This is a genomic window from Desulfobacula toluolica Tol2 (genome assembly GCF_000307105.1).
GTDB classification, from domain to species: Bacteria; Desulfobacterota; Desulfobacteria; order Desulfobacterales; family Desulfobacteraceae; genus Desulfobacula; species Desulfobacula toluolica.
The window spans coordinates 1153846-1180202 of the sequence record NC_018645.1 but is presented as its reverse complement, the minus strand read 5'-3'; the positions used below and the strand labels follow the sequence as shown (position 1 = coordinate 1180202).

Sequence of the window (26357 nt, the reverse complement as noted above, 5' to 3'; positions counted from 1 at the left end):
CAGTCAAATTTATTGTCCTGGTTTGGAGACAAAAATAAGGATATAAAATATGATTCCAACAAGAATGCATCAGTTTCTTCATAATGCCCTGCCCGATCTTATCTGGAAAAACCGCCTGATCAAGGACGGGCCGTTCAGGTTTCTTGAGTTCGGCCCTCTGGATGTTGACCGTCTTCAGCGCTTGGGGATTAAAGTGGACCGTCTGGGGCCACGTCTGGTATCGTGCATGTGGAATGAAGATAGCTCGGTGGAGATCGGCGGATTTCTTGTGGTGGACAACCTTGCCATGGGACAGCCCTCCATGGGCGGAACAAGAATGTTGCCGGACATCACACCGGATTGCATCCATAACCTGGCAAGGGGCATGACCCTTAAAAATGCCGCTGCTGATCTTCCCTTTGGCGGCGGCAAATCAGGTATTGTCCGGCCTGAAAATCTCAGCAAAAAAGAGCGATATGCGGTCATCAAAGGATTTGGACAGCTGTTACGGCGGTACAAAAAAATATATATCCCAGGGCCGGATGTGGGAACCAATGATTCGGATATGAAAACCTTTGCCATTGAAAACGGCCTGAACAATGTGGTCTCAAAACCGGCAGATATGGGCGGCAACCGAATTGATGAACTGGGAGGGGCCGCCAGCGGCATTGTTGTGGCCACAAAAGCGCTGCTTGAACACCTTCCCCGGTTGAAACAACTGCCCCAGTTTAAAAACCTGGTCATTCCCAAACCGTCTGACCTGGATATTCTCATCCAGGGATTCGGTGCTGTGGGTGCCAACGTGGCAAGACTTTTCCATGAGTATGACCAGGACAACTGTCCTGTTATCAAAGGAATCAGTGACGAAAACGGTTATCTTTTAAATTCAGATGGTCTTCCCTGGAAACAGTTGTTTGACATGTGGAAAGAATCTGCCACTGTTACACAAAAATATTTCCATGATCACGTCCTGCACAAAAAGCACCCTGACTTAAACCGGATGGTCTTTTCCAACTCCTGCAACAACCTTTTAACCGAATCTGCGTTCTGCCTGATTCCCGCCTCACCAGTCTTCAATTACCTGGATGTGGATACCTCAACCAACCCCGCCATGACAACCGACAGAATGGGCACCTGGCAGATCATTGTCGAAGGGGCCAACACCTATTCGCCGAACCCGACAAGAAAAGCCGAGCGCAAGAGAATGGAACGTCATGTATACAGGGATAAAGGAGTCCTGATTGCAACAGATTACCTGGTGAACTCGGGTGGAGTCATCTATGCAGCTCATGAAAGAATTATCCCCACACCTGATCACCTGCTGATTCCAAAAAATATTTTAGGCAACTCAAGCGCCATTGACGGCTGGCTTGAAAAAAACCGTGATGAATTTGAAATGCTTGCGGAACGCCGAAGAAAAGCTGCAGTTGAAAAACTTGAAACCGTTATCCGGCGAAACATGAAAGAACTCATTGACGGCCTTTGCAAGGATGCCGACAGCCTGCCTTGTGAAATTGCAGAACAGATCAGTGTCCAGCGGATTGCCACCATGGAAAAATCACGAACCGCCCGGGATATCATGGAAAACGCCCCCACAATCGGTGTAGACAAAAGCATGACCGATGCGGCCTGTTTATTGATAGATGCTCATGTTCCCATTGTCAATGTCATATCTGAAAAAGGCAAACTCGTCGGCATAGTGACCAACTGGGATATTACCCAGGCCATGGCATCAAACCTGTCCATGGATTCCCCTTTAACCCGCGTCATGACGGCTGATGTCATCACAAACCATCCTGATGCCACCATTATTGACTGTATCCGAAAGCTGGAACATCATGAAATTTCTGCAATGCCCATTGTTGAAGAAGACAAAGTCGTTGGATTTATTTCAGGTGACATCCTTGCCAGAAGAACCCTTTTCAGGCTGTTGCAAACCATGAAATAAACAATCATGTGGCAATTGCTTGAAAGCACAAAAACTTGTCAGGTTGCTTTCCAGTATGTTAAGTTACCTGACTTGCCAAGTCATACTTTTTTGATATGATGATTTCTTTTTCAAAACTTTTATCTCCTGTCATCAGCGGTTCGACGTCATCCGGAATTTGTTTGCTTGATTTTTTCAATTATTCTACAGGCCTGGTATTGTTATTGCTCTTATCAATCACAAATGCCAAAAAAAATCAGTATGTTTAGGATAGCAAATATTTATTCCTGGAAGGAGAAAACAATGACTCAAAGTTCAAAAGAAACCGTTTATAAACCTGGATATTATGGTAAAAAAAGACTGAGTATATCAGCCTGGACAGATTCTAATATCAAAAAATGGAGCAAAGATCAGGAGAATAAAAAACAGGAAGAAAAAAAACCAGCAGTATACAATAGTATTTGTTTTTCACGGCAAATTGGAGTGGGTGCCCTGGAAATTGCAGACCTTCTGTCTGAAATCATCCAATATCGTGTGATTGACAGAGAAATTCTGGAACATATGGCAAAAGATACCGAACTGACTCAAAAAATAATTGCATTTTATGATGAACGCTATCCCGGTAAAATGAGCGAATTATTCTCCATGCTCATCCATGAAAAAACCTTTATCAAAAGTGATTATGCAAGACAATTGGCAAAGACAGTCACAGCCCTGGCCAATACCGAGCCAACCATTTTCGTGGGCAGGGGAACCCATCTGATCCTGCCCCGTAATAGTGTTTTAGCTGTAAGATTTATATGCAGCAATGAATACCGGGTGGAACGTCTTGCCAAAATGATGGATATGAACCCGTCAAAGGCTGAAAAACAGTTAAAGATAATTGACAATGAACAACATCAATTTTTTAAAACTGTTTATCAGAAAAAAGAAGCGCCTGCCGAAGAATTTGACCTGGTAATCAACCGGGACTATATTACAGAGGCAGATCAGGCCGCCCAAATAGTGGCGTGTGCATACAAACAAAAATTCGGATAACTGCCACAGTCAGACCTGGCCTTTCATCCATGTTTGCCCACAACAAAAATTGAAAGTCTTTGTTTGAGTTTTTGAAGACTTTCATAGAAAACAACACCACTACAAAACAGACCCTTGAGGCCATTGCAAAAGAGGGTATTGCAAAAAAAAGGGGCAAGAGTATCACTCTTGCCCTTTTGGCAAACAAAACCATTGTAGTTTTAGCTGTATTTGATTAACCCGCTGCTACCAGTCAATTGGGAAATAATCTTTTAAAAATCTCCCGCACCAGTGTTTACCCGTCAATATCCCGTGAAAAAACGGGTCACATATCCTTGCCGCACCATCCACAATATCCAAAGGAGGCTGAAAATCATGGCGATCCTGCTTGAGTCTTGCCAGGACAGCAGGATCTTCATCCGTTACCCAGCCTGTATCCACTGCATTCATAAAAATCCCGTATTTAGCCAGATCACTTGCTGCCGTATGGGTGAGCATATTCAATGCAGCCTTTGCCATATTTGTATGGGGATGTCGGCTGCCTTTTTTGAACCGCAAAAACTTGCCTTCCATGGCAGAAACATTGACAATGTGTTTTTGCCCTGTGTAATCCTGTTTCATCAAGTCTGCCAGCCGATTGCACAAAACAAAAGGAGCCACGGAATTGACCAGTTGAATTTCCAGCATTTCCGAAGTCTGGATATCCCCCAGCCTCAACCGCCAGGAATTGGTTTTCCGAAGATCCACCTGCTGGAGGTCTGCATCCAGCTTTTCTGCGGGAAAGGCCTTTGGCACATCCAGGGTATGATCATAGGAATAAGGAATCTGGGACAGCCGGGCAGACATGCGCAAACCCACGCCGGGCGCAGTGCCGTTCCAGGTAACAGGCAGTGCCTTTTCCGTACCCACATTTTCTGTCTGCCCGTATTCCAGCCGGGAAATACAGGTCTGGTACTGACCCAGAAGTGACTGGGCATCCTTTGGCAACTGGGTCACCGCTGCTGTTTCATTTTCCATGAGATGGGCATAAAACCCGGGTGGCCGCCTTACTGTCTGGGCTGCATTGTTGATGAGAATATCCAGGCGCTGATAGTTTTGCTTGATATAATCACAAAACAACTCCACACTGGGGGTGTGGCGAAGATCCAGCCCGTAAACCTGGAGCCTGTGTCCCCATTGGGAAAAATCAGGCTCCCTGGAAAACCGAAGGGCAGAGTCGTTGGGGAAACGGGTGGTGGCAATCACCCTTGCCCCGGCCTTGAGCATCATCAAGGTGGCCTGGTAACCGATCTTTAGCCGTGAGCCTGTTATCAATGCCACCTGCCCTTTTAAGGATGCCGTCTGGAAACGTTTCTGATAATTGAGTTCCGCACATTCCGGGCACATGGCATCATAAAAATGATGCAGCCGTGTAAATTCAGCTTTGCACACATAGCAGTTCCTCGGTGTTTCCAGATGCTGTTCATTTGCTTTTTTATCGGTTTGCCTTTCCTGGAATGAAATCTGTCGCGGAGCGGTAAACACATCAGATTGCCTGGCCTTGCGAATCCCTGTACCCGCTCTCATCCGACGCTCTTTTTCCACAATGGCAAGGCGCTTTTGTCGTTTTCTGTCTTTTTTGCGTTTTTTAATTTCCGCCCGGTCAGGTCTGGATATTTTTCCGGCCGCAGTGATCAGGGCAATCCGTTCTTGATCCGGCAGGCAAGCCAGAAGTTCGGACCGGTCCGCAAGTTTTTCCAAAAAAGGAATACAACCGCGCAAGGCTGCCAAAATTTCCAGTTCGTCTTTGTTCATTGTATCTGCACTCTTTATATTTATACTGATGTTGCTCACCTTGTTTTAACATCCTTGTTCCGGACAAAATCTATAAGAAACACAAATCTAACACACTTAATATCTAAAAATGACTGGAGCCATCCCAGCAGTGTGTACAAAGTTTATTTTTGGGAAGACCAATGGCAGCAACCAGATCATCCAGTTTCTGGAACCTGATGCTGCTCAGGTTTAACCGGTCAATAATTCTGCCGATCATGGCTGAATGTTTTTCAGATCCATCCACGGCATAATCTGTCAAATCAATATCTTCAGTTCCTTCAATATCATAAATAGCTTTCCTGCCCGCAAGGTCAAGGGTTGATCGTGAGGTTGAAAAATTCAAAAACTCACAGGGGTGTATAAGGCTTGGGCAGGCAACTCGCATATGAACTTCCTTTGCACCATATTCATATAAAATCTGTGTATTTTCTTTTAACTGGGTGCCCCTTACAACAGAATCATCACAAAATATAATACGCTTTCCCTCAATAAGTTCTCTTACGGGAATCAGTTTCATCCTGGCCACAAGATCTCTCATGTCCTGGTTCTGGGGCATAAAGCTTCTGGGCCAGGTGGGCGTGTACTTCACATAAGGCCGCATAAAAGGAACCTTGCTGGCATTGGCAAATCCAATGGCATGTCCGATACCGGAATCAGGTATACCCGCTACAAGATCCACGTTTTCAGTTTCTCTTTTGGCCAGGGCCGCACCACAATTATACCTTACCTTTTCCGTATTAATTCCTTCATAAGAAGATGCCGGATAGCCATAGTATACCCATAAAAATGAACAAACCTGCATCTCTTTACCCGGCGGCTGAACCTGTTCAATCCCTTCGGGTGTTATTTTTATGATTTCATTTGGGCCGACATAATGCTCCACCTCAAAACCAAGATTTGAAAATGCACTTGATTCGGAACTGGCTGCATAGGCATCCTCGCCTTTGCCTATCACAATGGGAGTTCTGCCCAACTTATCTCTTGCAGCATAGATTCCTGAATCAGTTAAAATCAGCATTGAACAGGACCCTTTAATCTTTGACTGGGCATTTGCAATGCCTTCCTCAAAAGACTCTTTCTGGCTGATCAGAATTGCTACAAGCTCTGTGGGATTGATATCACCCTGGCTGGTTTCCGCAAAATGAATATTCTGTAAAAATGCTTGCTGGGCAAGCTCATCAAGATTTGAAATTCTACCCACTGTAACAACAGCAAATTTTCCAAGATGAGAATGAATGATAATCGGCTGGGAATCGGTATCACTGATGACCCCTATTCCCATATTTCCGGTCAGTTTATCAATATCCGACTCAAATTTTGATCTGAAATATGCATTTTCAAGGTTATGAATTGTCCTCTGAAATTCTTTTTTATCCACAGTCGCCATGCCACCGCGTTTGGTTCCTAAGTGTGACAAATAATCTGTCCCATAAAAAAGCTCTTTATTGCACGACCTTTTAAAAGCACAGCCGAAAAAACCACCCATAATGTCTCTCTTTCATTTTTTTAAATTGATCTTTCCCATTCTCGTTCACATTTCTATTTTCATACCACCACGATCAATTAATAATTATTATTTAAGATGTCAAACAAATAAAACTCGTTGCCATGCTTGAAGCATGCTTTTATATTGTAATTATCAACTGATTAACGTATTTAATAAGAGATTGTATGGAACAAAATCAAATTAACAATATATTCTCACAACCGAACCATATACCCCTCTGTCAGGAGAAAAAAAATGACTGCCGATATATTTTTTATGGATTTAGAGGCCACTTCCAGAGAAAATCTTCCCCAAAAACTTTCAAGACTGATCAAAACTGCCGGTATTGAAAAATGTTTAAACGAAAAAGATCTGACCGCCGTAAAAATCCATTTCGGAGAACAGGGCAATACAGCTTATATCAGACCGGTATTTATCCGGAAAATCATCCAAACCATCAAAGAATTTAAGGCAACCCCCTTTCTTACCGATGCCAACACCCTGTATGTGGGAACGCGATCAGACTCGGTGTCTCACATTCATACTGCCATTGAAAACGGATTTTCTTATTCCTCAATGGACGCAACCCCCATTATTATTGCCGACGGGTTAAGGGGAAAAGGCGAGACACCGGTTACTGTTGACCAGAAACACTGCAAACAGGTCTATATAGGCTCTGAAATCATCAATGCGGACGCACTGGTTTCAGTGGCCCATTTTAAAGGCCATGAACTTTCCGGATTTGGCGGAACTCTCAAAAATCTGGGAATGGGATGTGCCTCCAGACGGGGAAAGCTTGATCAGCATTCCAATGTGAGCCCCAAAATAAAAAGAAAAACATGTATAGGATGTGGCGAATGTGAAAAACACTGCCCTTCCGGAGCTATATCCCTGAAAGAAAAAAAAGCCTACATTGACAAAAAAAAATGTATAGGGTGCGGTGAATGCATTGTCAGGTGCCCGACTGAATCTGTAAATATCAACTGGAACCAGACGGTTCCTGTTTTCCTGGAAAAAATGATGGAATACACTATGGGGGTTCTTAAAAACAAAGAAAATAAAAAAATTTTCATCAATTTTATTACTGATATTGCTCCTAAATGCGATTGCCTGTCTTATACTGAGTCCCCTATTGTCAGCAACATCGGAGTCCTTGCATCTACAGACCCCGTAGCCATTGATCAGGCAAGTGCAGACCTTGTCAACCAGCAGCAAGCTCTTCCCGGAACTGTTCTTGCGACAAACCTGAATCCGGGTGAGGACAAATTCAAAGGACTTTATCCATCTGTTGACTGGGAGCATCAACTGGAGTATGCTGAAAAACTTAAACTGGGCACTCGAAAATATAAACTGATCAAATTAGAAACACTCTCATATAAGCAGTCAAATCACGGATAATGAAAGACAATTACATCTTAGATTCGCAATTTTCTAAAAAAAATCAAATATACATTGGACGGGGTAAAAAATTGTCTGTATTTTTTACCCCGTCCATTATTTTTTGATATATTAGTTCTATGAAATTTTAGACTTTAGATTAGGAGGAGAGTCCTCATGTCCATTATTAATTTTCTTGAACTCAAAGAAAAATTTGAGCTTCAGGCCTACCGAAAACCCGACACACTGGATAAACGAAATCATATCCCATTTTCCGGTTCCCCCCGAAAACATCCATATGAGAAATTCAGGGTAATTTTAATTGCCGACCCGTTTACGGACAACACCTTTTATTATGAATTCAGAGTTGAAGATATTGCCTTTGCTGAAGAACTGCCCAGCATCGCCAACCTGGAAGGTGAATCTGTTTCAATGGTTCGTATCTGGGTAAAAAAACAGAGCATCGCGATTCGATGTACCCCGTTTATTGTAGATACGATACGTCGCAGATGATTTCAACAAATACCAACTAACGGCCATGGCAGATTAAACTGCCACAACAAACAAAAGAGATCTACTTCCAACAAGTTAGAAGTTCTTTCATATGACTGCCACGGGCAGACTTGTTCGTTCACCTTGGTTTGCCCACAACAAAGATTGAAAGTTGCTTTATTAATTTTTTAAGACTTTCATGTAAAAACAGCCATACGAGAAAACGGTCTTAGCTATGTGTTTATTCAACATGATGAGTCTTGCCGTTTATGACAAAAGACAATTGCCCATTTTTTTCTTCCATGAATTTTGAGATTTTTAACAATGCGCGCGGGGTAAATTTAACCCTGTGTTCAGAAGTTTGAAAATAGAGGTTATCATCTTTGATAAAAAGTTGTTCCGAATCAAACTCAACTGTGTCATTGTTATTTAAAACAAAAAACATTCCTTCTTTTTCTTTTATATCAACCACGAATAGTGCTGTATCTTCATAGTTAAAATATACTTTTTCTTCAACCTCATCGCTTACCTGATGAACATAGTACCCGTTTTCATCTTTTTTTATGGATGAATTAAAATATTTTATGATTTTAGGGTGTTCAAATTTTCCGTGTTCATTATTCCAGTTACCGTTTTTATCCATCCAGAAAACAGCATCTTCTTTTGATACAATAATCTGTTTACGCTCTTGTGACAACATTCATAGCACCTTCAATTTTACAATTTCATATTGTTTTATTTGCCTTTACTCCGGTGATATCATCCTCACCCGCACAAGGCAATTAAAACATTATTGGCCGGAATAAAAACGGGTGCAAAAACAAGATATTTTTGCACCCGCTAAAATTCCGGATGTTCCCGGTCAAAAAAAATCAAATTTAAATCAAAGCATCAGGCTCCATAATACACCCGCAGCAATGGCTGAGCCGATAACACCGGACACATTGGGTGCCATAGCATGCATCAGCAAAAAGTTAGTCGGATCTTCTCTTTGACCAACGATTTGAACAACACGGGCTGAATCCGGTACGGCAGAAACTCCGGCAGCGCCTAACAACGGATTGATCTTGGATTTTAAAAACAGATTCATGAATTTTGCAAAAAGCAGGCCGCATGCGGTTGCCAAGGCAAATGAAAACGCGCCAAGAGCAAATATACCAACTGAACTTGGAGTAAGGAAAACATCACCCTGGGTACTGGCACCAACTGTAAGTCCCAATAGTATGGTGGCAATATCAATGAGTGAATTTCTTGCCGTATTGGCAAGCCTTTCAGTTACAACAGCCTCTTTTAAAACATTTCCAAAACAGAGCATTCCAAGCAGCGGAAGGGCGGCAGGTGCTATAAAGCAGCAAAGAAGAAATGCAACAACAGGAAAAATAATTTTTTCTCTTTTTGTAACATCCCTTGGTTCTTCCATTCGAATCAGACGTTCTTTGCGGGTTGTCAAAAGCTTCATGATCGGCGGCTGGATAACGGGAACCAGAGCCATGTAAGAATAGGCAGCCACGGCAATGGGGCCAATCAAATGCGGTGCCAGTTTTGCCGTTAAAAATATAGCGGTAGGACCGTCAGCGCCACCGATAATACCGATGGAAGCAGCTTCAAGCGGCTCAAACCCAAGGGCCAGTGCCCCTAAAAATGTAATAAAAATACCTGCCTGGGCAGCCGCACCCAGCAGCATAAGAACCGGCCTGGCCAACAGAGTTGAAAAATCAGTCATAGCACCGATCCCCAGAAAAATGAGCGGGGGATAAATACCCTGGGTAACACCGAAATACAGATAATGAAGCACTGAATTGGGTTCATAAATCCCTAATCCCAGCCCAATAAAAATCGGAATATTTCCAACCAGCATACCAAACCCGATGGGCACTAAAAGCAATGGTTCATAATCCTTGGCAATGCCGAGATAGACAAACACCAGCCCAACAACGATCATGATAATATTACGGTAATCACACAGATAAAAACCTGTGTTTTGAAAAAAATCTAAAAATAACGCATCCATATTATGTCCTCTTAACTTATCAATTCCTTCAGATCAATTCCGTCATGAAACAGCTTTATCAAACCGCTCTTTATCCCAGGTGAAAAGCCCTGCTCCATCGGAAATAATTATCCGTGTTGCCAGAAGATTATTCAAATTCTCATGGGGATCTTTTAAATCACTGGTCTTGGCAAGATGAAGCAGCCTGGACAATGAAAAATGATCTTCCATGGTCCTCACAAGAAGAGCAAATTGTTTGGCAACCTCCTTAAAACCAGCCAGATCCTTGATATCCTCTACCTTCATTTCCGCTGGTATATCTATCGATACTTCTTCAAAATCATCTTCCGGCTTTTTTGCCGAAAAAAACTCTTTGATCAAAGAAGGGTTTTCCCACAAGGCAAGAACCTTGTAGAGTCTAGAGATCACCAAAGAAAGCGTGACCAGGCCTGAAAATACGATTGATACACCGACAATGGAAATAGCCCACCCGTTGTTGGCATTAATTGCTTCTATTCCGTACAAACGTATACCTCCATTAAAATTGTTCAGGAAGACTTATGTCTTCAATATTTTTTGCAAATGATGCGGTGTTATCAAGATACACCTGCCAGGCATTCATAATGGCCTCTGCACAAGCCGAATCCTCCCTGATAACGGTTAAAAAATCATTCCGCGACACCGCAAACACATATCCTTTTTCAAGGACGCTTAAAGTGGTTTTATATATCCCCTTGACAGACAAGAGTTCCATCCCGATAAAATCCCCGGGTGTTTTCAAAACAACACCCTTGCCTTTATCCATAGCCAGCAGAACAGTTCCTTTTCCTAATAGAAAAAAGTACTCTGCCTTATTTTCAGCTTGTGCAAGGATATCTCCCGGATGTATTTCACGTCTGTCAAAAAGTGCTTCCAGCCTTTCAATATCAGTTTTTTCAAGAGAACTGAAAACTGATGATGTGGTTAGAATGTCTTTAAGATCGCCCATGATTTCCTCATCAAAAAAAATTAACTGTTTTTTTTTGCAAAAAGCGGTTTATTCAAACATATTTTATGGGCCCTGTCGATAGAAAATATTACCTTTTAAGCATATAATTTAATTTCACTGATTAAACGTTTATTTCCTATAAAAAAGTCCCTGAATCAAACAGATCATAACAGTTAACTGTCATCACTTAACTGTCTTATTTTTCAAAGAATTTTAATTATATCAGCAAAGAATTGGATAGGACGGGGTCAAAGATAACAAACCTTTTGACTTTTCATTAGATATTATTGATAATTAAAAGTCATTTTTCGTTTCATATAAACTGCCACGGGCAGAACTGGTATTTCATCCTGGTTTGCCCAAGACAAAACATGAAAGTCACTGTTTGGATTTGTGAAGACTTTCATATAAAAAAAAGAATAAGGAGACACTATGTCCAAACCAATAATATCCATTGATGAAATCTCAAAAATATTTTTAAAATCTGCCCGACAGACCCTTGAAGCCACCACCAAACAGAATATAACCTATTCTTCAACCATCCAGAAAACACCTAAAATTTCCATGAAACCCGATCTGACCTGTTTTGTCCAGTTCAATGGAGATTATAATGGACTTGTGGTGATGAACTTTTCAGCTGATGCCGCATTTGCAATCTATGAATCCTATATGACGGCCATGGGAATGCCCAAAGAGGAACTTGCCTCAACAGTTGCCTCCCCGGAAGTTACGGATACCATCGGCGAGATTACCAACCAGGTCATGGGTCATCTGATCCAGGAAGTTGAAGAACACTACAACCTGAATACCGTCTTGGGACAACCCAAAGCCCTTACCCTGAACAGCTCCATCACCCTTGTCATTGATTCCGATTACGGCGAAAACCGTAGATTGTCTTTTAAAATAGGCAATTACAGTTTCCGGATTGAGATTGCAATGGAACATGCCGAATTTATAATCATTTAACTGAAATACCTTTTTTTATGAATCCCATTAAATCTTTTTTTATTTTTTTAAGCTTTCTTTTGTTCTTTTCATTTCCTTTGAGCAACAGTCTTGCCATATCCATTCCGGAAGAAAATGAAGTTGCCAAAAAATTCATGACAATGATACAAAAGCAGCAGAAGATATTGAATGATCCCATTGCCAATCATATGATAAGACAGGTTGGCAACCATATTCTGTCTTTTCTGCCGCCCCAGCCCTTTAAATATTCATTTTACATTGTAAACGATGACGTTTTTAATGCATTTGCAGGCCCGGGTGCCCATATTTTTGCCTATCGGGGGTTGATTACATCCCTTGATTCCATTGATGAGCTTGCAGGCATCATTGGACATGAGATTGCCCATGCTGCCAGCCGTCATGTATCCGAATCCATTGACCGCTCAAAATTTATCAGTATCGGGAGCCTTGCAGGAATGCTGGCAGGTGCCATCATCGGCAGCCAATCAGGTTCCGATAGTGATGCCGGTGCCACACTTATGAAAGGGTCCATGGCCATCGGCCAGACTGCCATGCTCGCCTTTACCCGGGAAAATGAAACAGAAGCCGATGAAAAAGGGATTATGTTTTTAAAAAGAAGCTGTTTCTCACCAGAAGGTCTTCAATCAGGCCTGATGAAAATAAGGGCCTTGGACTTTCGGGGAACAGAAGGAATACCGGATTATGTCAAAACCCATCCTGGAACAGCCAGCAGGATTGCCCATGTTGAAACTATTTTATCCGACTATATCCCGCCTGAAAACAAGGCTGACTGCGATACTGATTTCAGATTTAATATGGTAAAATACAGACTTTTAGGGCTTTATGCAGAAATTAAACCCACATTTAACACATTAAATACCCAATTAAAAGACAACCCTTCAGGCACTGATGCTGCCGCTATCCATTATGGTCTGGGTCTTGTTTATGCCAGAAAATCCATGAGAGAACAAGCTATCTTTCATCTGAAAAAAGCGCTTTCCATCAATATTTTCGATCCAATGATCCTTGTTGAACTGGGCAGGATCTATCTGATGAATGGTGAGCCCCAAAAAGCACTCAACACCCTTAAAGGAATTGAGTCAGAACCTGTCATGGGGGTGATGGCCAAATTTCATCAGGCTGCAGCACACCTTGAACTGCGTAATCTGTCAACGGCAAAAGATCTTTTCAATAATGTTTTAAACCAGGCACCTGAAACTTATCCCAAAGCATACTACCACCTGGCAAATATTTTGTCCCTTGAAAAGAAAAAAGGCCTTTCCCATTATTATCTGGGCCTGTATTATGCTGAAATTAACAATAATAAAACCGCTATTATCCATTTAAACAAGGCATTAGAACATTTAAAGGATAAGGACGACATCAAAAAGGCAAAAGACCGCCTCCATCAATTGAAAAAAGAATTTTCCAAAAACCGGGAAAAAGAACAGCATTAAACCTTATAAAAGATCATTAAAACTTGTCAAAATTTATTAAACTTTGTCAAATCGGGAGAACTGCATGGAAAAAGTCCCCCTGCCTTGGCTTGCAGATCTAAGTGCCGTGGAATATCCAAACATTTTAGCCAGTGGCACCACAGCTTTGACAATTTGAATGCCTGCCTTGGGATTAATGGATTCCACCTTCCCCCCTCTTGCATTAAGATCGGATATGGCATCCCCCATGTGGGCATCAGGAACAAATACTTCAACCTCCATGATGGGTTCAAGAAGACCTAAAGACGCCTTTTCCAACGCATCCTTGCATGCCATGGACGCGCCTACGGAAAAAGCAAGCTCGGAACTTCGCTCATCAAATCCTCCGTCTTCCAGCACAATTGCGACATCAACCAAGGGATATCCTTTAAGGTATCCGCCGTCCAAACTCTCACGGATGCCTTTTTCAATGGCAGGAATATACTGTTCAGGAACCTTGTCTTCCGTGACTTTTGATTCAAATGTAACACCCTCACCCCGGTTTAACGGTGAAAGGCTGATACTGACACTTGCATAATGAGATTTTCCGGAAATTTCTCTTTCAAAGACAGCACTGCCTTTTACCTTTGCTGTAACAACTTCCCTATACACTACCTGAGGATTTCCCACATTCACATTGGTTTGAAACTCTTTGAGCATCCTTGAAATAATAATCTCAAGATGGAGTTCGCCCATACCGGATAGAATGGTCTGGCCAGTCTCCTCATCCTTGCTCACCTTTAAGGTCGGATCTTCAATAGTGAACTTTTCAAGCACTGTATCAAGTTTTTCCTGGTCGGCATGGGTTTTGGGCTCAATGGCAATGGAAATAACAGGATCTTCGTATTCCATTTTTTCAAGAAAAACAGGATAGTCCTGTGAACACAGGGTATCCCCGGTTCCGGAATCCTTGAGACCGACAATCCCGATAATATCACCGGCTGTTGCCTCTTTGAGCCGCTCTCGTTTGTTGGCATGCATTTGAAGAATTCTGGACAATTTTTCTTTTTTCTTCAACAGAGGATTAAACACCTCTGACCCTGCCTCAATTCTGCCGGAATAAATCCTTGCAAAAGAAAGTTTTCTGCCTTCAATCATGGAAACTTTAAAAATCAAGGCAGCCAGGGGACCGTTTTTTTTGGGTAAAAATTCCAGTTCTTCTTCCGTATCCGGATGCAGTCCTTTAACCGGGGGAACATCCAGGGGACTGGGCAGATATGCTACAATGCCGTCCAACAGCGGCTGAATGCCTTTATTTTTCAACGCACTCCCGCAAAAGACCGGTACTATCCGCCTTGAAATGGTAGCAGACCGTATGGCGCTGATCAACTCTACAGCGGAAATATCTTCTTCTGAAAGATATTTTTCCATTATTTCATCATTGACTTCGGATATGGCTTCAAGCAGTTTGTCCCGATAGTCTGCTGCAATATCTTCAAATTCAGGGGCAATATCTTCTGTTGAATACTCGGCTCCCTGGGTTTGATCAACCCATTTGATCTGCTGCATATGAACCAAATCAATGACACCGGAAAAATTATCTTCCGCCCCCATGGGCAATTGAAGCATCACGGGATTTGCAGCCAGTTTTTCTTTGATGGATCTGACAGCGGCAAAAAAATCCGCACCTGTCCTGTCCATTTTGTTGATAAAGGCCACCCTGGGCACCGAATACCGGTCTGCCTGACGCCATACTGTCTCGGATTGAGGCTCAACACCGCCCACGGCACAAAAAACCCCCACAGCACCGTCAAGGATTCTCAATGCTCTCTCCACCTCAACAGTAAAATCCACATGGCCCGGAGTATCAATAATCTGGATAAGAGATTTTCCCCATTCACATGTGGTCACAGCAGAGGTGATTGTAATACCCCTGTCCTGTTCATCCTGCATCCAGTCCATGACCGCTTCTCCATCATGAACTTCCCCGATTTTATAAGATTTTCCAGTGTAGTAAAGAATTCTTTCCGTTACAGTGGTTTTACCCGCATCAATGTGGGCCATGATCCCTATATTTCTAAACTGACTGATATTTTTTTTTTTGCTCATTTCACAATCATCATATTTGTTTGATAAAAAAATTCAAGGTCGATGTGACCGGCAAGGGTCAAGGCATCCTTACCCTGAATCAGTATTTTAACCATTTTTATTTTTGGAATATTCAAGGTCAGGGAATTCACCAGTGAATATATGGCCAGCAACTCTGACCCGGTATCCATATTTTCAATCATTTCCTTTTCCAGGTACAGATCAACATATGCTTTTCCGTCATCTGTAATAAAAAAAGAATTTATTTTTGCATCTCTTGGCCAGGTTGGCTCAAGCAAAGGCAGTGAAGGACCTGCAATCAGGGCTTTTATGATTTCCCGGCCCAGCTGGTGCGAATCCAGTGTTGAAGAAAATCTTATGTTTACTGATTTCAAGCCGGTTTTCTGCTGGTCTGCATAATAAACAAAGCCCTCAAAAAGATCTTCATAAGCCAAAATCCCATCCTCATCCACTTCCATGCCGTTTTGTGCAACACACACACCTGACAGCAAAAAACCGGTCAGAAAAACAAATAAAATAAATCTTTTTTGCCTGGATTTCATGCTTACACTCTTGATGGATACTTTACCTTAAAATGATATCTGATACAGTATTGCCTGATAGGTGTCAAGAAAATATCCCTTGCAAATCGGTTAAGGGTTTAATAAAATTATAAGCTTAAAAAATTGCATATCAAATATTTGATACTATAATTTAAGAACAGGAGTAAATAAAATTTTATGATTCCGGGATTTGAAGCAATTGTTGAAGAAAGAATAAAAAAAGCCCAGAAAGAAGGTGCGTTTGACAATCTGGAAGGCAAAAACAAACCATTGAAGTTTGAGGATCAGCATGTTCCGGAGGAGTTTCGTCTTGCTCACAAAATACTTAAAAATGCAGGGTTTCTTCCCCCTGAAGTTGAAATTAAAAAAAAGATTACACAGACTGAACAATTGCTTGAAGCAGCACAGATTGATTCCCCGGAAAGGATGAAAATCCAAAAAAAACTCAACTACCTTTTAACAAAACTAAACACCACAAGGGGAGACAGACAATGCTCTCCAATTCTGACCGATGCATATAGGGAGAATTTAATTAAAAAGATATCATGAATTTTAAAAACAAAGATAAAGACGGACTTTTCAAAAGTATTTTCACTGCCTATTTCATTTTGCTGTTACATGTTTTTTTACTGGCAGGCGTGGGGGTTTCCATAATATTGTTCAAAGGTGTATATCACTATCTTCCCTGGATAATGGCAGGTATCGGCATTTTAGTATTATCCATTGCCTGGATTTTCTACCGGCGGATGAAAAACAGCACAACTGACATTAAAGATATCCTGTCCATGCCGGAGTTTCAGGACAGAACAGTTGAAGTCAAGCTCATGGGGGGACTTGCATCTTTTAAAATAACTCCGAAAGACAATCATGCACTTCGCATCGGCCATCACATGCCAGCACATCCGAACAGACTGCTCATTGAAGACGCCGTCAACAGGACCGAACAAAAAATTCTTGAACTGACCGCACTTTTTGAAAAAGATCTCATCACCCGGGAAGAATTTGAGAAGGCAAAACAAAACCTTATCCAGGGATAAATCAGGAGTTGACAATGGAAAAAATCAGGTTGGCGCTTTTATCCGGTGGTGTGTCTTCAGAAAGACAGGTTTCCCTTAGCAGCGGCAAACAAGTATTGAATGCCCTTGACAAGAGCCGGTATGATATCACCTTGTATGATCCCAAAACCGATTTAAAACAGCTTGTTATTGATGCGGAACAAATCGATGCCGCCCTGATCATCCTGCACGGCCCCTTTGGTGAAGATGGAACTGTTCAAGGACTTTTAGACCTGCTTGACATTCCTTATCAAGGTGCCGGGGTGTTAGGCAGTGCAATGGCCATGAACAAGCTTGTGGCCAAAAGACTTTATGAAGGGGCAAAGGTTCCCACCCCCTCATATCTGTCTTTTTCACTGACTGACAAAATCAACTTTTCAGCCATTGTGGAAGCCATGGACCTGCCGCTGGTAGTAAAACCGGCCTGTGCCGGGTCAAGCGTGGGAATGAGCCTTGTCAAACAGGCTAAAGACCTGGAATCAGCAGTTGCTTTGGGATTTGCCCATGACGACTGCATCATCATAGAAAAATATGTCAAAGGTATTGAACTGACCTGTGGTGTTCTGGGCAATGACACACTTGAAGCGTTGCCGGTCATTGAAATCGTTCCTGGAAAAAATCATGAATTTTTCGATTACACAGCAAAATATACCGCCGGAGAAACCAAAGAAATCTGCCCGGCCCGCATTGATGAAACAACAAGAAAAAAAGTCCAGGAACTTGCCGTCAAAGCGCACAAGGCGCTTTTTCTGAAAGGATATTCCAGGACGGACATGATCCTTCACAACACTGAATTATTGGTTCTTGAAACCAATACAATTCCGGGAATGACCGCAACCAGCCTTTATCCCCAGTCTGCACAGGTTGCAGGATACACGTTTACAGAACTCTTAGACAGACTCATTCAACTTTCAATTAAAGAACATACAAAACAAAATCTAAGGAGATCAACATGAAGATTCTAGTGGTTGGTGGTGGTGGCCGTGAACATACGCTGGTATGGAAAATATCAAAAAGCCCGATGGTGGAAAAAATATATTGCGCCCCGGGAAACGCTGGCACCCAAACGCTTGCACAATCTGTCCCCATCAATGCCGACGATATTGACGCATTGGCTGCTTTTGCCCTGGAAAATGAAATTGATCTGACAGTAGTAGGCCCGGAAGGCCCCCTGGTAAAAGGCATTGCAGATGTTTTCCAGGAAAAGGGGTTAAACGTGTTCGGTCCCAGCAAAGCTGCTGCAAGACTTGAAGGCAGCAAAGTCTTTTCCAAACAGCACATGCAAAAGTACAATATCCCCTGTGCCGCAGGAAAGGCATTCACTGATGCCGGCAAAGCCAAAACCTATGCCAAAGCCCTTGGGGCACCATGCGTGGTTAAAGCAGACGGCCTTGCAGCAGGAAAAGGCGTGATCATCTGTTCCACCCTTGATCAGGCCAATGAGGCCATTGATGCCATGATCAATGAAAACGCATTTGGAGAGGCCGGTGCTGTTGTGGTTGTAGAAGAATGCCTCAAAGGGGAAGAAGCCTCTTTTATTGCATTAACAGACGGAAAAACCGTTTTGCCATTGCCAGAATCACAGGATCACAAAAGAATTTTTGACAATGATGAAGGCCCCAATACAGGCGGCATGGGCGCATACTCCCCTGCACCGGTTCTGGATCACATGCTTCGCCAGAAAGCCATGAACGAGGTTATGATCCCGGCTGTTCAAGGCATGGCAAAAGAAGGCACACCTTTTAAAGGAGTCCTTTATGCAGGCCTTATGGTGGATAAAGACCAGATAAAAGTCCTTGAGTTTAACACAAGACTGGGGGACCCTGAAACACAGCCCATTCTCATGAGACTTAAAAATGACCTTGTACCATTGATGGAAGCCTGTTGTGACGGAACCCTGCACCAGCACTCCACCCAAATAGACCCGAGAGCTGCCATGTGTGTTGTAGTTTCTTCAGGCGGTTATCCCGGCTCCTATGAAACAGGAGAAGAGATCTTAGGTCTTGATGAAGCCGGCCAGGTTCAAGATACGGTTGTCTTTCATGCAGGCACTGCACTAAAAGAAGGAAAAGTCGTGACGGCAGGCGGCAGAGTCCTTGGGGTAACCTCCCTGGGCCAAACCGTCAAAAGAGCCATTGAAAAGGCATATGAAGCGTGTGAAAAGATTTCTTTTAACAATCATTTTTACAGAAAAGATATCGGGGCAAAGGCTTTACAACGGCTGTCCATACCTCCCCAAGTGGGAGTGATCATGGGAAGCGACTCTGATTTCCCGGTCATGGAAAAGGCATTGTCCATACTGAAAAAATTTGATATCCCCTACACTGTCACAGTGGCTTCCGCCCATCGTACCCCTGACAGGGCAACCGAATTTGCAAGTGAAGCAAAAAGAAAAGGGATTAAAGTTATCATCTGCGGAGCAGGTCACGCCGCCCACCTTGCAGGTGTTATTGCAGCCCATACAACACTGCCTGTTTTGGGTGTTCCCATAGACTCATCCGCACTCCAGGGAATGGATTCCCTTCTGGCAACCGTACAGATGCCTCCGGGAATTCCGGTATCCACCATGGCCATTGGAAAACCAGGGGCATATAATGCCGGTATTTTTGCCGCCCAGATCCTTGCGGTCTCAAATCCCCTGCTTGCGGAAAAACTTTCAGCCTTTAAACAGGAAATGGCTGACAAGGTCAATAAAAAGGCGCAGTCGTTTGCATGATGCAAATAAAATAATTGCTGTTGATCCGATAAATCCGGAACCCGAAAACATTATCAAAGCCGGGAAAATACTCCGGAACAATGGAGTCGTCATTTTCCCGGCCAAATGTCTTTATGGAATTGCAGCCAGGGCTTTGGATGAAAAAGCCGTAAAAAAAGTTTTTGACTTAAAACAGCGGCCGTTGAACAACCCTATTCTTGTCCTTATCCCTTACAGGGCAATGCTTAAGGATCTGGTCAAATCCATCTCAAAACCGGCTGAAAAACTTATGGACACATTCTGGCCCGGAAATATGACCCTTGTGTTTGAAGCCAAAAATAATATTCCAACTCTATTAACTGCCGACACAGGCAAGATAGGAGTGAGACTCCCCGTGCATCCGGTTGCCCGGGCCCTTGTTGAATTAATGGGCGTTCCCCTTACCGGCACCAGCGCAAATCTGTCCGGGCAGGCAGGCTGCAGCCGGACCGACCGGCTGGATACTGCTGTGATTGACCAGGCGGATCTGGTATTGGATGCCGGCATTCTAAAGGGAGGAACCGGATCAACCATTGTAGATGTTACCGGTTCAAATATTCATATTCTCCGGGAAGGAGAAGTTACGGCTGACCAGATCAAAAAAATCCTGACAAATTGATATCACAATACAGCATAAATTCATTGACAAAGTTCATATTTTACCTTAAATAAGAAAACGATTCATGCCGGAGTGGTGGAATTGGTAGACGCAGAGGACTCAAAATCCTCCGGGCGCAAGCCCTTGCGAGTTCAAGTCTCGCCTCCGGTACCAGCTAATAACAAGGGTTTGAGCCTTTTCGAAAGAAAAGTTCAAACCCTTTTTTTTATGCCCGAAACAAATTCAGCCATCAAAGACCTCCATGAACCTTTCACAGCCAGTTCTACAGCCCCAATGGATAATACTATATTGTGTTTTGATTTTTGCCAGAAAAGCCACACATTCACGTTATAAATTCCACTACCACCTTGATCGCTTTTTCTTCCTTATCAAGACTGATTTCAGCCCTTCTTTTGCAACCCGTTTGCCTTGAGTTTCAATGGATAGTATAAAATTTACGGCATTTATCACATCAATATTTTTCTTGCTGTTATTCTCAAAAGGTTCATGATTCACAACTTCAATAAAAATAGCTTTAAATTCCAACAGTCTTTCGTTTGTAAAAATCTTCTTAAAAATATCTTGAGGCAGTCCTGTGTATCCTGACTCCATGAAACGTTTTTCTAAATATGTGAGCGTTCTGACCGTAGGTTTAAAGCCAAAAGTCTTTTTCAGCAAAACTGGAAATGCAGGGGTTATGGTTTCCTGAACAGGCACTTGGACAACCTTGCTTTTAACTTTTCGGGTTTTTGCTAACCTATGCGCCTCTGCTTGGCGGCATATATGCTCTGCTTGAAGGGCAGCAGCCTGAAGGTAAGCGCTCAAGCTATAAAAGCCCGTGTGTATATAGTCAGGAAGGTCATCTCCCCTTCGACTGAACACATATCTGTATTTATGATCAATTTCACCCCAGGCCTCCTCAAGAATAGTCCTCAATTGAAACTCAACCTGAAGCCCTTTCAATTCATCGTCAGCACCTGAATTCTCTCCCAGTTCGACTTGATAATGAATGGATGAGTATCCACTGTATCGAAGATCAAGACCCTCGGGAATTGTCTTTCCGGGATCAACTGGAAGTATGAATGATCTTTTATGATCCGGTTCCCGGATGAATCTCAATATTTTTTCATCCGCCAATAGTTCAAGATACGTTTTGACTCTGTCGATATCTGAAAGTCGAAGACAGATCAGTCTGATACCCAGCAGGTCTTCGATTTTTTTCTGAAAATTTTTTTGTGTGATAGCTGCTGCCTTATTCTCAGGTTTTTTGTTCTCTTCATCTATTTTCTCTATGAGTCGAATTTTATCTTTTATGCGGTATTTAATTGTATGAAGGCTTTCTTTCGGTGCTGAAGGATCATCTCCGATCAGAGAAACAATATACTCGGCCAGTTTTTCATATTTTTCTTTTTCTTTGAAAAATGAAATTAAAATAGCGTCTTTCTGACGTTTTCTCATGTATCCTTTGTCCTTTCAGTCGGTTCATCATATTACCTTGCATAGTAGAATTAATAAGCTTATCATACAATAAAAATCAAAGAACTATTCCTTTATTCTTTAATAAAAATCGGAGGTTTTGAGTGTCAATTTTTCAACGGGCCATTTTAACCCATGGCGGTGCAGGTTCGGACCCACAAAATTTCGATGGTCCCAAGACTGCTGCAAAAATAGGAATGAATTTAATGGCAAATGGACAAACAGCTTTAAATGCAGTGGTTCAAGCGGTGAGATATTTAGAGGATGATCCACGGTTTAATGCCGGAATCGGTTCTCAAATCCGGGCCGATAACACCACAATTCAGTTGGATGCGTCATGTATGACAAGTATCGGCAAATTTGGGGCGGTTGCCTGTGTCGAAGGCATTCAAAACCCTGTTGATTTAGCCCTGGGGGTATTGATGCATTCCCCGCATTTTCTCATTGTTGGTGATGGCGCGAAAGCCTTTGCAGATGAAAACAATATTCCCATGATACCGATGGGGGATATGGATCGTAGCATTTCACTGCCTTCTTCCTGTGATACGGTGGGTGCTATTGCCTTTGATGGGACAATATTTGCTGCCGCCTTAAGTTCAGGAGGTTTGGAAAAAGCAGCTATCGGACGTGTTGGTGACGTGCCTTTGCCTGGATGCGGTCTTTTTTGCGGTCCATCAGGTGCTGTCGCCTGTACCGGAGATGGTGAATCCATAGCACTTAAAATCCTGGCAAAGGAAGTATACGGCTGGCTGGAAAATAATATTAGCCCCAAAAAAGCGGCACTAAAAGCCATGGGACTGTTTGATGACCGGGTTGATATCGGACTGATCATCTTAACCCAGACTCAATTCGCATTAAATTCCCGAAATGGCATGGCATGCTCTCATCTTATGGAGATCAGATAATTATGGCATTGAATCCTTTTTTTTTAGGACGTCTGATTGCAATTGGCGGGAATGAAGATAAAGCAAATGAATTGGTCGTCCTCAAAAGGGTTGTACGGGAAATTGGAAAAACCGATTATAAAGTTGGCGTTATCACTACGGCAAGTGAAGATCCCGAGCAACGGGGCAAAGAGTATCATACGGTATTTACCAAGCTCGGCGCTTCCAGCATTGAAATATTGAACATAACACAAAGAACCCAGGCAAACGATAAAAAATTGGTCAAAAGTCTTGAAAATACCGATTTGATTTTTATTACAGGTGGCGACCAATTAAGACTGACAACGATATTGGGAGGATCACAAGTCCTTGCCGCCGTTCAAAGCCGGCTTGAAGCAGGGGCTCTTATCGCTGGAACCAGCGCAGGGGCAACCGTGTTTTCAGATACCATGATCTATGAAGGAAAAAGTGAGGACGGTTTATTCAAAGGCAGCGTCCTCACCACATCAGGATTTGGTTTTGTTGAAAAAATTATTTTTGACACCCATTTTATGGCAAGAGGTCGTATTGGACGCCTGATGCAGATTATTACAACCAATCCAACCTGTATAGGGGTCGGTATCGGAGAAGATTCAGCAGTGGTTCTCAAAGGGGACGGAGTTGCCGAGGCGGTGGGTACAGGACAGGTCATTATCGTGGACGGCAGAGATATCGGGCATTCAAACATTATGGATATTAAGCCGGGTGAGCCCATTGCCGTTGAGAATGTTAGAATTCATTCGTTAGTGAACGGATATGGGTATGATTTCAAGAAACGACAATTTTTAACTTCCACAATAAAATAGAGGAATATGAATGATTGACATAAAAGAGTTACGGGCACTGCGAGGTCCAAATCGGCATACTCGCCATACAGCTATCTTCATGGTTTTGGATATCAATGAGTATGAGAGCCGACCTTCGGATAAAATAAAGGGATTCTCAGATCGTTTATTAACGCTTATTCCAACACTTCAGTCGCACGGTTGTTCCATTGGAAAACCCGGCGGATTTATCCAGAGACTTCAAAACGGAACCTGGGCCGGTCATATTATTGAACACATTGCCATTGAGCTTCAATGTCTGGCTGGAATGGAAGTTGGATATGGGAAATCGCTGAGTACACCCCAAAAAGGAACATATATTATTGTCTTCCGCTATCTTGTCGAATCCGCAGGATTAAAGGCGGCCAAAGATGCCGTATCCCTGTTCGAAGCGGTTGCGGAAGGCAAGGAGTTCGATGTCAACAAGATCGTATCCGATCTCAAGGTTCTGCGTGAAGAAGATATGCTTGGTCCCACCACCTGGAGTATTGTTAAAGAAGCAAAATCCAGAGGCATTCCTTTTATTCGACTGAATCAAGACAGCCATATCCAGCTGGGTTATGGTGCCGGCCAAAAACGGATTCAAGCCTCCATAACCAGTAACACTTCTGCCATTGCCGTGGAAACCGCCGATGAAAAAACAGCAGTAAAGGTGTATCTAAAGAAAGCAGGGATACCGGTTCCCAACGGACGGGTGGTTACAACCCAGGATGAGGCCATGGATGCGTTTAATGAAATCGGCACGGCTGTTGTTGTAAAGCCGGATGTGGGGAATCATGGCAACGGGTCTACGATTAATATTACCAATCCTGATCAATTAAAGAAGGCTTTTCAAGCAGCGAAAGCTTACCACCCCGACGTGATTGTTGAAGAATATGTTCATGGTGGAGATTATCGGCTCTTGGTTATAGATGGAAAATTTATTGCGGCAGCCAGGCGGGAACCAGCCCATATCATTGGTGACGGAAAATCGTCCATCAACGATCTGATTAAACAGGTAAATTCAGATCCGCTTCGTGGATTTGGACATGAAAAAGTGCTGACACAAATCGAAGTTGACGAAATGACTGAAAGGCTCTTATCCTTGAACGGGCTGTCTATAAATTCCGTTCCACAAGAAAAACAGATCGTTTATCTTAAGGCCACAGCCAATCTCAGCCAGGGAGGGACTGCCACTGATGTTACAGATGAGGTGAACCCGGATATCCGGCTTATGGCGGAACGGGCTGCCCGTATCATCGGATTGGATTGCGTTGGCATAGACGCTCTGGCCGAGGACATATCTCAACCCCTTGGGCCATCCGGCATAAAAGTTGTTGAAGTAAATGCCGCTCCGGGATTCAGGATGCACCTGGAACCCACAAAAGGTCGGCCCCGGAACGTGGCAAAACCCATAGTAGATATGCTCTTTCCTGAAGGTTATATCCAAGTTCCAGTTTTGGCTGTAACAGGAACAAATGGTAAAACCACTACCTGTAAACTCATTGCCCATACATTGAAATATTCGGGGAAAAAAGTCGGCCTGACCTGCACAACCGGGATTGCAATTGATGGAAATTCAATTTTAACAGGCGATTACAGCGGGCCGGAGGGGGCCGGAATTGTTGTCAGGGAACCAACAGTAGACCACATTGTTCTGGAAATAGCCCGTGGTGGAATTGTACGCAGAGGCCTTGGTGTTGATGAAGTGGACGTAGGAGTATTGTTAAATATTGGAGAGGATCACCTTGGAACAGACTGGATTGAATCCCAGGACGAATTATGCATGGTAAAATCAACAGTGGTAGAAGTGGTCAAAAAAACGGGAACCTCTGTTTTGAACGCAGATGATAATGCTTCAATGAGTGTTCTTGAACGAGCCCGCGGAAACATAATTTTATTTTCCTTAGACCCCGAAAACCCGAAGATAAAAAAGCATATAAGGGAAGGGGGAACCGTTATCATCCTGGATGGGAGAAATGCTGTTATCAGAACGATGGTATTGGATATCATCGTCTGCACACTCGAAGAGATTCCCATTACATTTGGCGGTATCATTGATTTCAACACGGCCAACGCCCTTGCCGCCATTGGTGCCCTTCACGGACTTGGGCTGACCCTTGAACAGATTCGAAACGGAATCATGACATTTTATCCATCGGCAAACCAGAATCCGGGCAGAATGAATTTATTCGATTTCCAAAAATATAAGGTTTTATTGGATTACGGCCATAATACTGATTCAGCCCGTGCATTGGCAAGGTTATTACCCCGCCTATCACCAGGAAGAAAGATTGGTTTATCCCATGGAACAGGCAACCGGACAAATGAACAACTGATAGATTATGGAAAGGCGCTGGCTCTGGTGTACGATTATATTATGCTGACTGATTTCGATCCCCGTAACAGACCTTTGGGAGAAACCCCAAAACTGGTTTATGAGGGACTCATCAGGGGTGGATTCAGCAAAGAAAATATTGAAATAATTCAAGACCCTGAAAAAGCAGTGGATTATATTTTTTCAAAGGTAAAAAAGGGTGACCTGCTCGTCATTCAGCCTGATGAACTCGAACCTGTCATGGGTCAAATAATGGAAAGATACCGACAGACGATCACGTTGCCAACTTGAAAATAATTCATTTTTTTTTTTTTTGCTTGCTCAGAT

The 26357-nt window shown here is 42.9% G+C and carries 24 protein-coding genes and 1 tRNA gene; 16 read left to right on the top strand and 9 right to left on the bottom strand.

Going from position 1 to position 26357, the window contains the following annotated elements:
- The first annotated feature begins 49 nt into the window (after positions 1–49).
- The 3 genes from TOL2_RS05470 to TOL2_RS24785 all read left to right on the top strand — a co-directional run bounded on the left by TOL2_RS05470 (position 50) and on the right by TOL2_RS24785 (position 3162).
- Positions 50–1927 (top strand): Glu/Leu/Phe/Val dehydrogenase dimerization domain-containing protein, encoded by a 1878-nt coding sequence (locus TOL2_RS05470; protein WP_083863477.1) that lies wholly within the window; start codon positions 50–52, stop codon positions 1925–1927.
- Between the two features lie 282 nt (positions 1928–2209).
- Positions 2210–2944, top strand: coding sequence for a cytidylate kinase-like family protein (locus TOL2_RS05465; RefSeq protein WP_041279300.1), 735 nt, complete (start codon positions 2210–2212; stop codon positions 2942–2944).
- A gap of 71 nt (positions 2945–3015) precedes the next feature.
- Complete coding sequence (locus tag TOL2_RS24785; protein ID WP_158406061.1) at positions 3016–3162, top strand: hypothetical protein; 147 nt, start codon at positions 3016–3018, stop codon at positions 3160–3162.
- Positions 3163–3169: 7 nt separating this feature from the next.
- Here TOL2_RS24785 and TOL2_RS05460 read toward each other — a convergent pair whose 3' ends face one another.
- A complete protein-coding gene (locus TOL2_RS05460; RefSeq protein WP_232508080.1) occupies positions 3170–4756 on the bottom strand; it encodes an SDR family oxidoreductase in 1587 nt (528 codons plus the stop codon).
- A gap of 64 nt (positions 4757–4820) precedes the next feature.
- Complete coding sequence (locus TOL2_RS05455; protein ID WP_014956516.1) at positions 4821–6224, bottom strand: amidophosphoribosyltransferase; 1404 nt, start codon at positions 6222–6224, stop codon at positions 4821–4823.
- 255 nt (positions 6225–6479) lie between these two features.
- On the opposite strand from TOL2_RS05455, the gene TOL2_RS05450 reads away from it, so the two are divergent.
- Complete coding sequence (locus TOL2_RS05450; RefSeq protein WP_014956515.1) at positions 6480–7622, top strand: DUF362 domain-containing protein; 1143 nt, start codon at positions 6480–6482, stop codon at positions 7620–7622.
- A gap of 156 nt (positions 7623–7778) precedes the next feature.
- The gene (locus TOL2_RS05445) at positions 7779–8114 is read left to right on the top strand and encodes a hypothetical protein (RefSeq protein WP_014956514.1); all 336 of its coding nucleotides are present in this window, start codon (positions 7779–7781) and stop codon (positions 8112–8114) included.
- A gap of 220 nt (positions 8115–8334) precedes the next feature.
- Here TOL2_RS05445 and TOL2_RS05440 read toward each other — a convergent pair whose 3' ends face one another.
- The 4 genes from TOL2_RS05440 to TOL2_RS05425 all read right to left on the bottom strand — a co-directional run bounded on the left by TOL2_RS05440 (position 8335) and on the right by TOL2_RS05425 (position 11071).
- Positions 8335–8793 (bottom strand): DUF1285 domain-containing protein, encoded by a 459-nt coding sequence (locus tag TOL2_RS05440; protein WP_014956513.1) that lies wholly within the window; start codon positions 8791–8793, stop codon positions 8335–8337.
- A gap of 183 nt (positions 8794–8976) precedes the next feature.
- Positions 8977–10104: a sodium ion-translocating decarboxylase subunit beta gene (locus TOL2_RS05435; protein WP_014956512.1), complete on the bottom strand. Its 1128-nt coding sequence runs from the start codon at positions 10102–10104 to the stop codon at positions 8977–8979.
- A 42-nt stretch (positions 10105–10146) separates the two neighbouring features.
- Positions 10147–10608 (bottom strand): OadG family protein, encoded by a 462-nt coding sequence (locus tag TOL2_RS05430; protein WP_014956511.1) that lies wholly within the window; start codon positions 10606–10608, stop codon positions 10147–10149.
- A 13-nt stretch (positions 10609–10621) separates the two neighbouring features.
- Positions 10622–11071, bottom strand: coding sequence for a Crp/Fnr family transcriptional regulator (locus TOL2_RS05425; RefSeq protein ID WP_014956510.1), 450 nt, complete (start codon positions 11069–11071; stop codon positions 10622–10624).
- A 432-nt stretch (positions 11072–11503) separates the two neighbouring features.
- Between TOL2_RS05425 and TOL2_RS05420 the strand changes: the two genes are divergently transcribed.
- Both TOL2_RS05420 and TOL2_RS05415 read left to right on the top strand, forming a co-directional pair.
- The gene (locus tag TOL2_RS05420) at positions 11504–12037 is read left to right on the top strand and encodes a DUF3334 family protein (protein ID WP_014956509.1); all 534 of its coding nucleotides are present in this window, start codon (positions 11504–11506) and stop codon (positions 12035–12037) included.
- Between the two features lie 17 nt (positions 12038–12054).
- Positions 12055–13494, top strand: coding sequence for a M48 family metallopeptidase (locus tag TOL2_RS05415; protein WP_014956508.1), 1440 nt, complete (start codon positions 12055–12057; stop codon positions 13492–13494).
- Between the two features lie 36 nt (positions 13495–13530).
- Here TOL2_RS05415 and fusA read toward each other — a convergent pair whose 3' ends face one another.
- On the bottom strand, positions 13531–15561 hold the full coding sequence (gene fusA / locus TOL2_RS05410) for an elongation factor G (RefSeq protein WP_014956507.1): 2031 nt from the start codon (positions 15559–15561) through the stop codon (positions 13531–13533).
- A complete protein-coding gene (locus tag TOL2_RS23465) occupies positions 15558–16103 on the bottom strand; it encodes a GerMN domain-containing protein (protein ID WP_014956506.1) in 546 nt (181 codons plus the stop codon). The genes fusA and TOL2_RS23465 overlap by 4 nt, the downstream gene beginning before the upstream one ends.
- A 177-nt stretch (positions 16104–16280) precedes the next feature.
- Here TOL2_RS23465 and TOL2_RS05400 point away from each other — a divergent pair, with 177 nt between their 5' ends.
- From TOL2_RS05400 to TOL2_RS05375, 6 genes are all read left to right on the top strand, one after another.
- A complete protein-coding gene (locus tag TOL2_RS05400; RefSeq protein WP_014956505.1) occupies positions 16281–16652 on the top strand; it encodes a DnaJ family domain-containing protein in 372 nt (123 codons plus the stop codon).
- Complete coding sequence (locus TOL2_RS05395; RefSeq protein ID WP_014956504.1) at positions 16649–17140, top strand: hypothetical protein; 492 nt, start codon at positions 16649–16651, stop codon at positions 17138–17140. Before TOL2_RS05400 ends, TOL2_RS05395 begins: the two co-directional genes overlap by 4 nt.
- A 14-nt stretch (positions 17141–17154) precedes the next feature.
- On the top strand, positions 17155–18114 hold the full coding sequence (locus TOL2_RS05390) for a D-alanine--D-alanine ligase family protein (protein ID WP_014956503.1): 960 nt from the start codon (positions 17155–17157) through the stop codon (positions 18112–18114).
- On the top strand, positions 18111–19874 hold the full coding sequence (purD, locus tag TOL2_RS05385) for a phosphoribosylamine--glycine ligase (RefSeq protein WP_014956502.1): 1764 nt from the start codon (positions 18111–18113) through the stop codon (positions 19872–19874). The genes TOL2_RS05390 and purD overlap by 4 nt, the downstream gene beginning before the upstream one ends.
- Positions 19867–20511, top strand: a complete 645-nt coding sequence (locus tag TOL2_RS05380) for an L-threonylcarbamoyladenylate synthase (protein ID WP_014956501.1) — start codon at positions 19867–19869, stop codon at positions 20509–20511. The genes purD and TOL2_RS05380 overlap by 8 nt, the downstream gene beginning before the upstream one ends.
- A 66-nt stretch (positions 20512–20577) precedes the next feature.
- A tRNA-Leu gene (locus tag TOL2_RS05375) sits at positions 20578–20664 on the top strand.
- A 186-nt stretch (positions 20665–20850) separates the two neighbouring features.
- Here the strand turns inward: TOL2_RS05375 and TOL2_RS05370 are convergent.
- Complete coding sequence (locus TOL2_RS05370; protein WP_014956500.1) at positions 20851–21948, bottom strand: RelA/SpoT domain-containing protein; 1098 nt, start codon at positions 21946–21948, stop codon at positions 20851–20853.
- 122 nt (positions 21949–22070) lie between these two features.
- Here TOL2_RS05370 and TOL2_RS05365 point away from each other — a divergent pair, with 122 nt between their 5' ends.
- The 3 genes from TOL2_RS05365 to cphA are packed head-to-tail and all read left to right on the top strand — an operon-like array spanning position 22071 to position 26321.
- Complete coding sequence (locus TOL2_RS05365) at positions 22071–22871, top strand: isoaspartyl peptidase/L-asparaginase (protein WP_014956499.1); 801 nt, start codon at positions 22071–22073, stop codon at positions 22869–22871.
- A 2-nt stretch (positions 22872–22873) separates the two neighbouring features.
- Positions 22874–23695: a cyanophycinase gene (locus tag TOL2_RS05360; RefSeq protein ID WP_014956498.1), complete on the top strand. Its 822-nt coding sequence runs from the start codon at positions 22874–22876 to the stop codon at positions 23693–23695.
- Between the two features lie 10 nt (positions 23696–23705).
- Positions 23706–26321, top strand: a complete 2616-nt coding sequence (cphA, locus tag TOL2_RS05355; RefSeq protein ID WP_014956497.1) for a cyanophycin synthetase — start codon at positions 23706–23708, stop codon at positions 26319–26321.
- Positions 26322–26357: the final 36 nt, after the last annotated feature.

Excerpts from the sequence above, each read along its gene's own strand:
- TOL2_RS05445 (WP_014956514.1), top strand. The coding sequence starts at position 7,779 with ATGTCCATTATTAATTTTCTTGAACTCAAAGAAAAATTTGAGCTTCAG.
- fusA (WP_014956507.1), bottom strand. The coding sequence starts at position 15,561 with ATGAGCAAAAAAAAAAATATCAGTCAGTTTAGAAATATAGGGATCATG.
- cphA (WP_014956497.1), top strand. The coding sequence starts at position 23,706 with ATGATTGACATAAAAGAGTTACGGGCACTGCGAGGTCCAAATCGGCAT.
- TOL2_RS05435 (WP_014956512.1), bottom strand. The coding sequence starts at position 10,104 with ATGGATGCGTTATTTTTAGATTTTTTTCAAAACACAGGTTTTTATCTG.
- TOL2_RS05425 (WP_014956510.1), bottom strand. The coding sequence starts at position 11,071 with ATGGGCGATCTTAAAGACATTCTAACCACATCATCAGTTTTCAGTTCT.
- TOL2_RS05395 (WP_014956504.1), top strand. The coding sequence starts at position 16,649 with ATGAATTTTAAAAACAAAGATAAAGACGGACTTTTCAAAAGTATTTTC.
- TOL2_RS05400 (WP_014956505.1), top strand. The coding sequence starts at position 16,281 with ATGATTCCGGGATTTGAAGCAATTGTTGAAGAAAGAATAAAAAAAGCC.
- TOL2_RS05370 (WP_014956500.1), bottom strand. The coding sequence starts at position 21,948 with ATGAGAAAACGTCAGAAAGACGCTATTTTAATTTCATTTTTCAAAGAA.
- TOL2_RS23465 (WP_014956506.1), bottom strand. The coding sequence starts at position 16,103 with ATGAAATCCAGGCAAAAAAGATTTATTTTATTTGTTTTTCTGACCGGT.
- purD (WP_014956502.1), top strand. The coding sequence starts at position 18,111 with ATGAAGATTCTAGTGGTTGGTGGTGGTGGCCGTGAACATACGCTGGTA.
- TOL2_RS05415 (WP_014956508.1), top strand. The coding sequence starts at position 12,055 with ATGAATCCCATTAAATCTTTTTTTATTTTTTTAAGCTTTCTTTTGTTC.
- TOL2_RS05440 (WP_014956513.1), bottom strand. The coding sequence starts at position 8,793 with ATGTTGTCACAAGAGCGTAAACAGATTATTGTATCAAAAGAAGATGCT.
- TOL2_RS05470 (WP_083863477.1), top strand. The coding sequence starts at position 50 with ATGATTCCAACAAGAATGCATCAGTTTCTTCATAATGCCCTGCCCGAT.
- TOL2_RS05465 (WP_041279300.1), top strand. The coding sequence starts at position 2,210 with ATGACTCAAAGTTCAAAAGAAACCGTTTATAAACCTGGATATTATGGT.
- TOL2_RS05420 (WP_014956509.1), top strand. The coding sequence starts at position 11,504 with ATGTCCAAACCAATAATATCCATTGATGAAATCTCAAAAATATTTTTA.
- TOL2_RS05455 (WP_014956516.1), bottom strand. The coding sequence starts at position 6,224 with ATGGGTGGTTTTTTCGGCTGTGCTTTTAAAAGGTCGTGCAATAAAGAG.
- TOL2_RS05390 (WP_014956503.1), top strand. The coding sequence starts at position 17,155 with ATGGAAAAAATCAGGTTGGCGCTTTTATCCGGTGGTGTGTCTTCAGAA.
- TOL2_RS05360 (WP_014956498.1), top strand. The coding sequence starts at position 22,874 with ATGGCATTGAATCCTTTTTTTTTAGGACGTCTGATTGCAATTGGCGGG.
- TOL2_RS05450 (WP_014956515.1), top strand. The coding sequence starts at position 6,480 with ATGACTGCCGATATATTTTTTATGGATTTAGAGGCCACTTCCAGAGAA.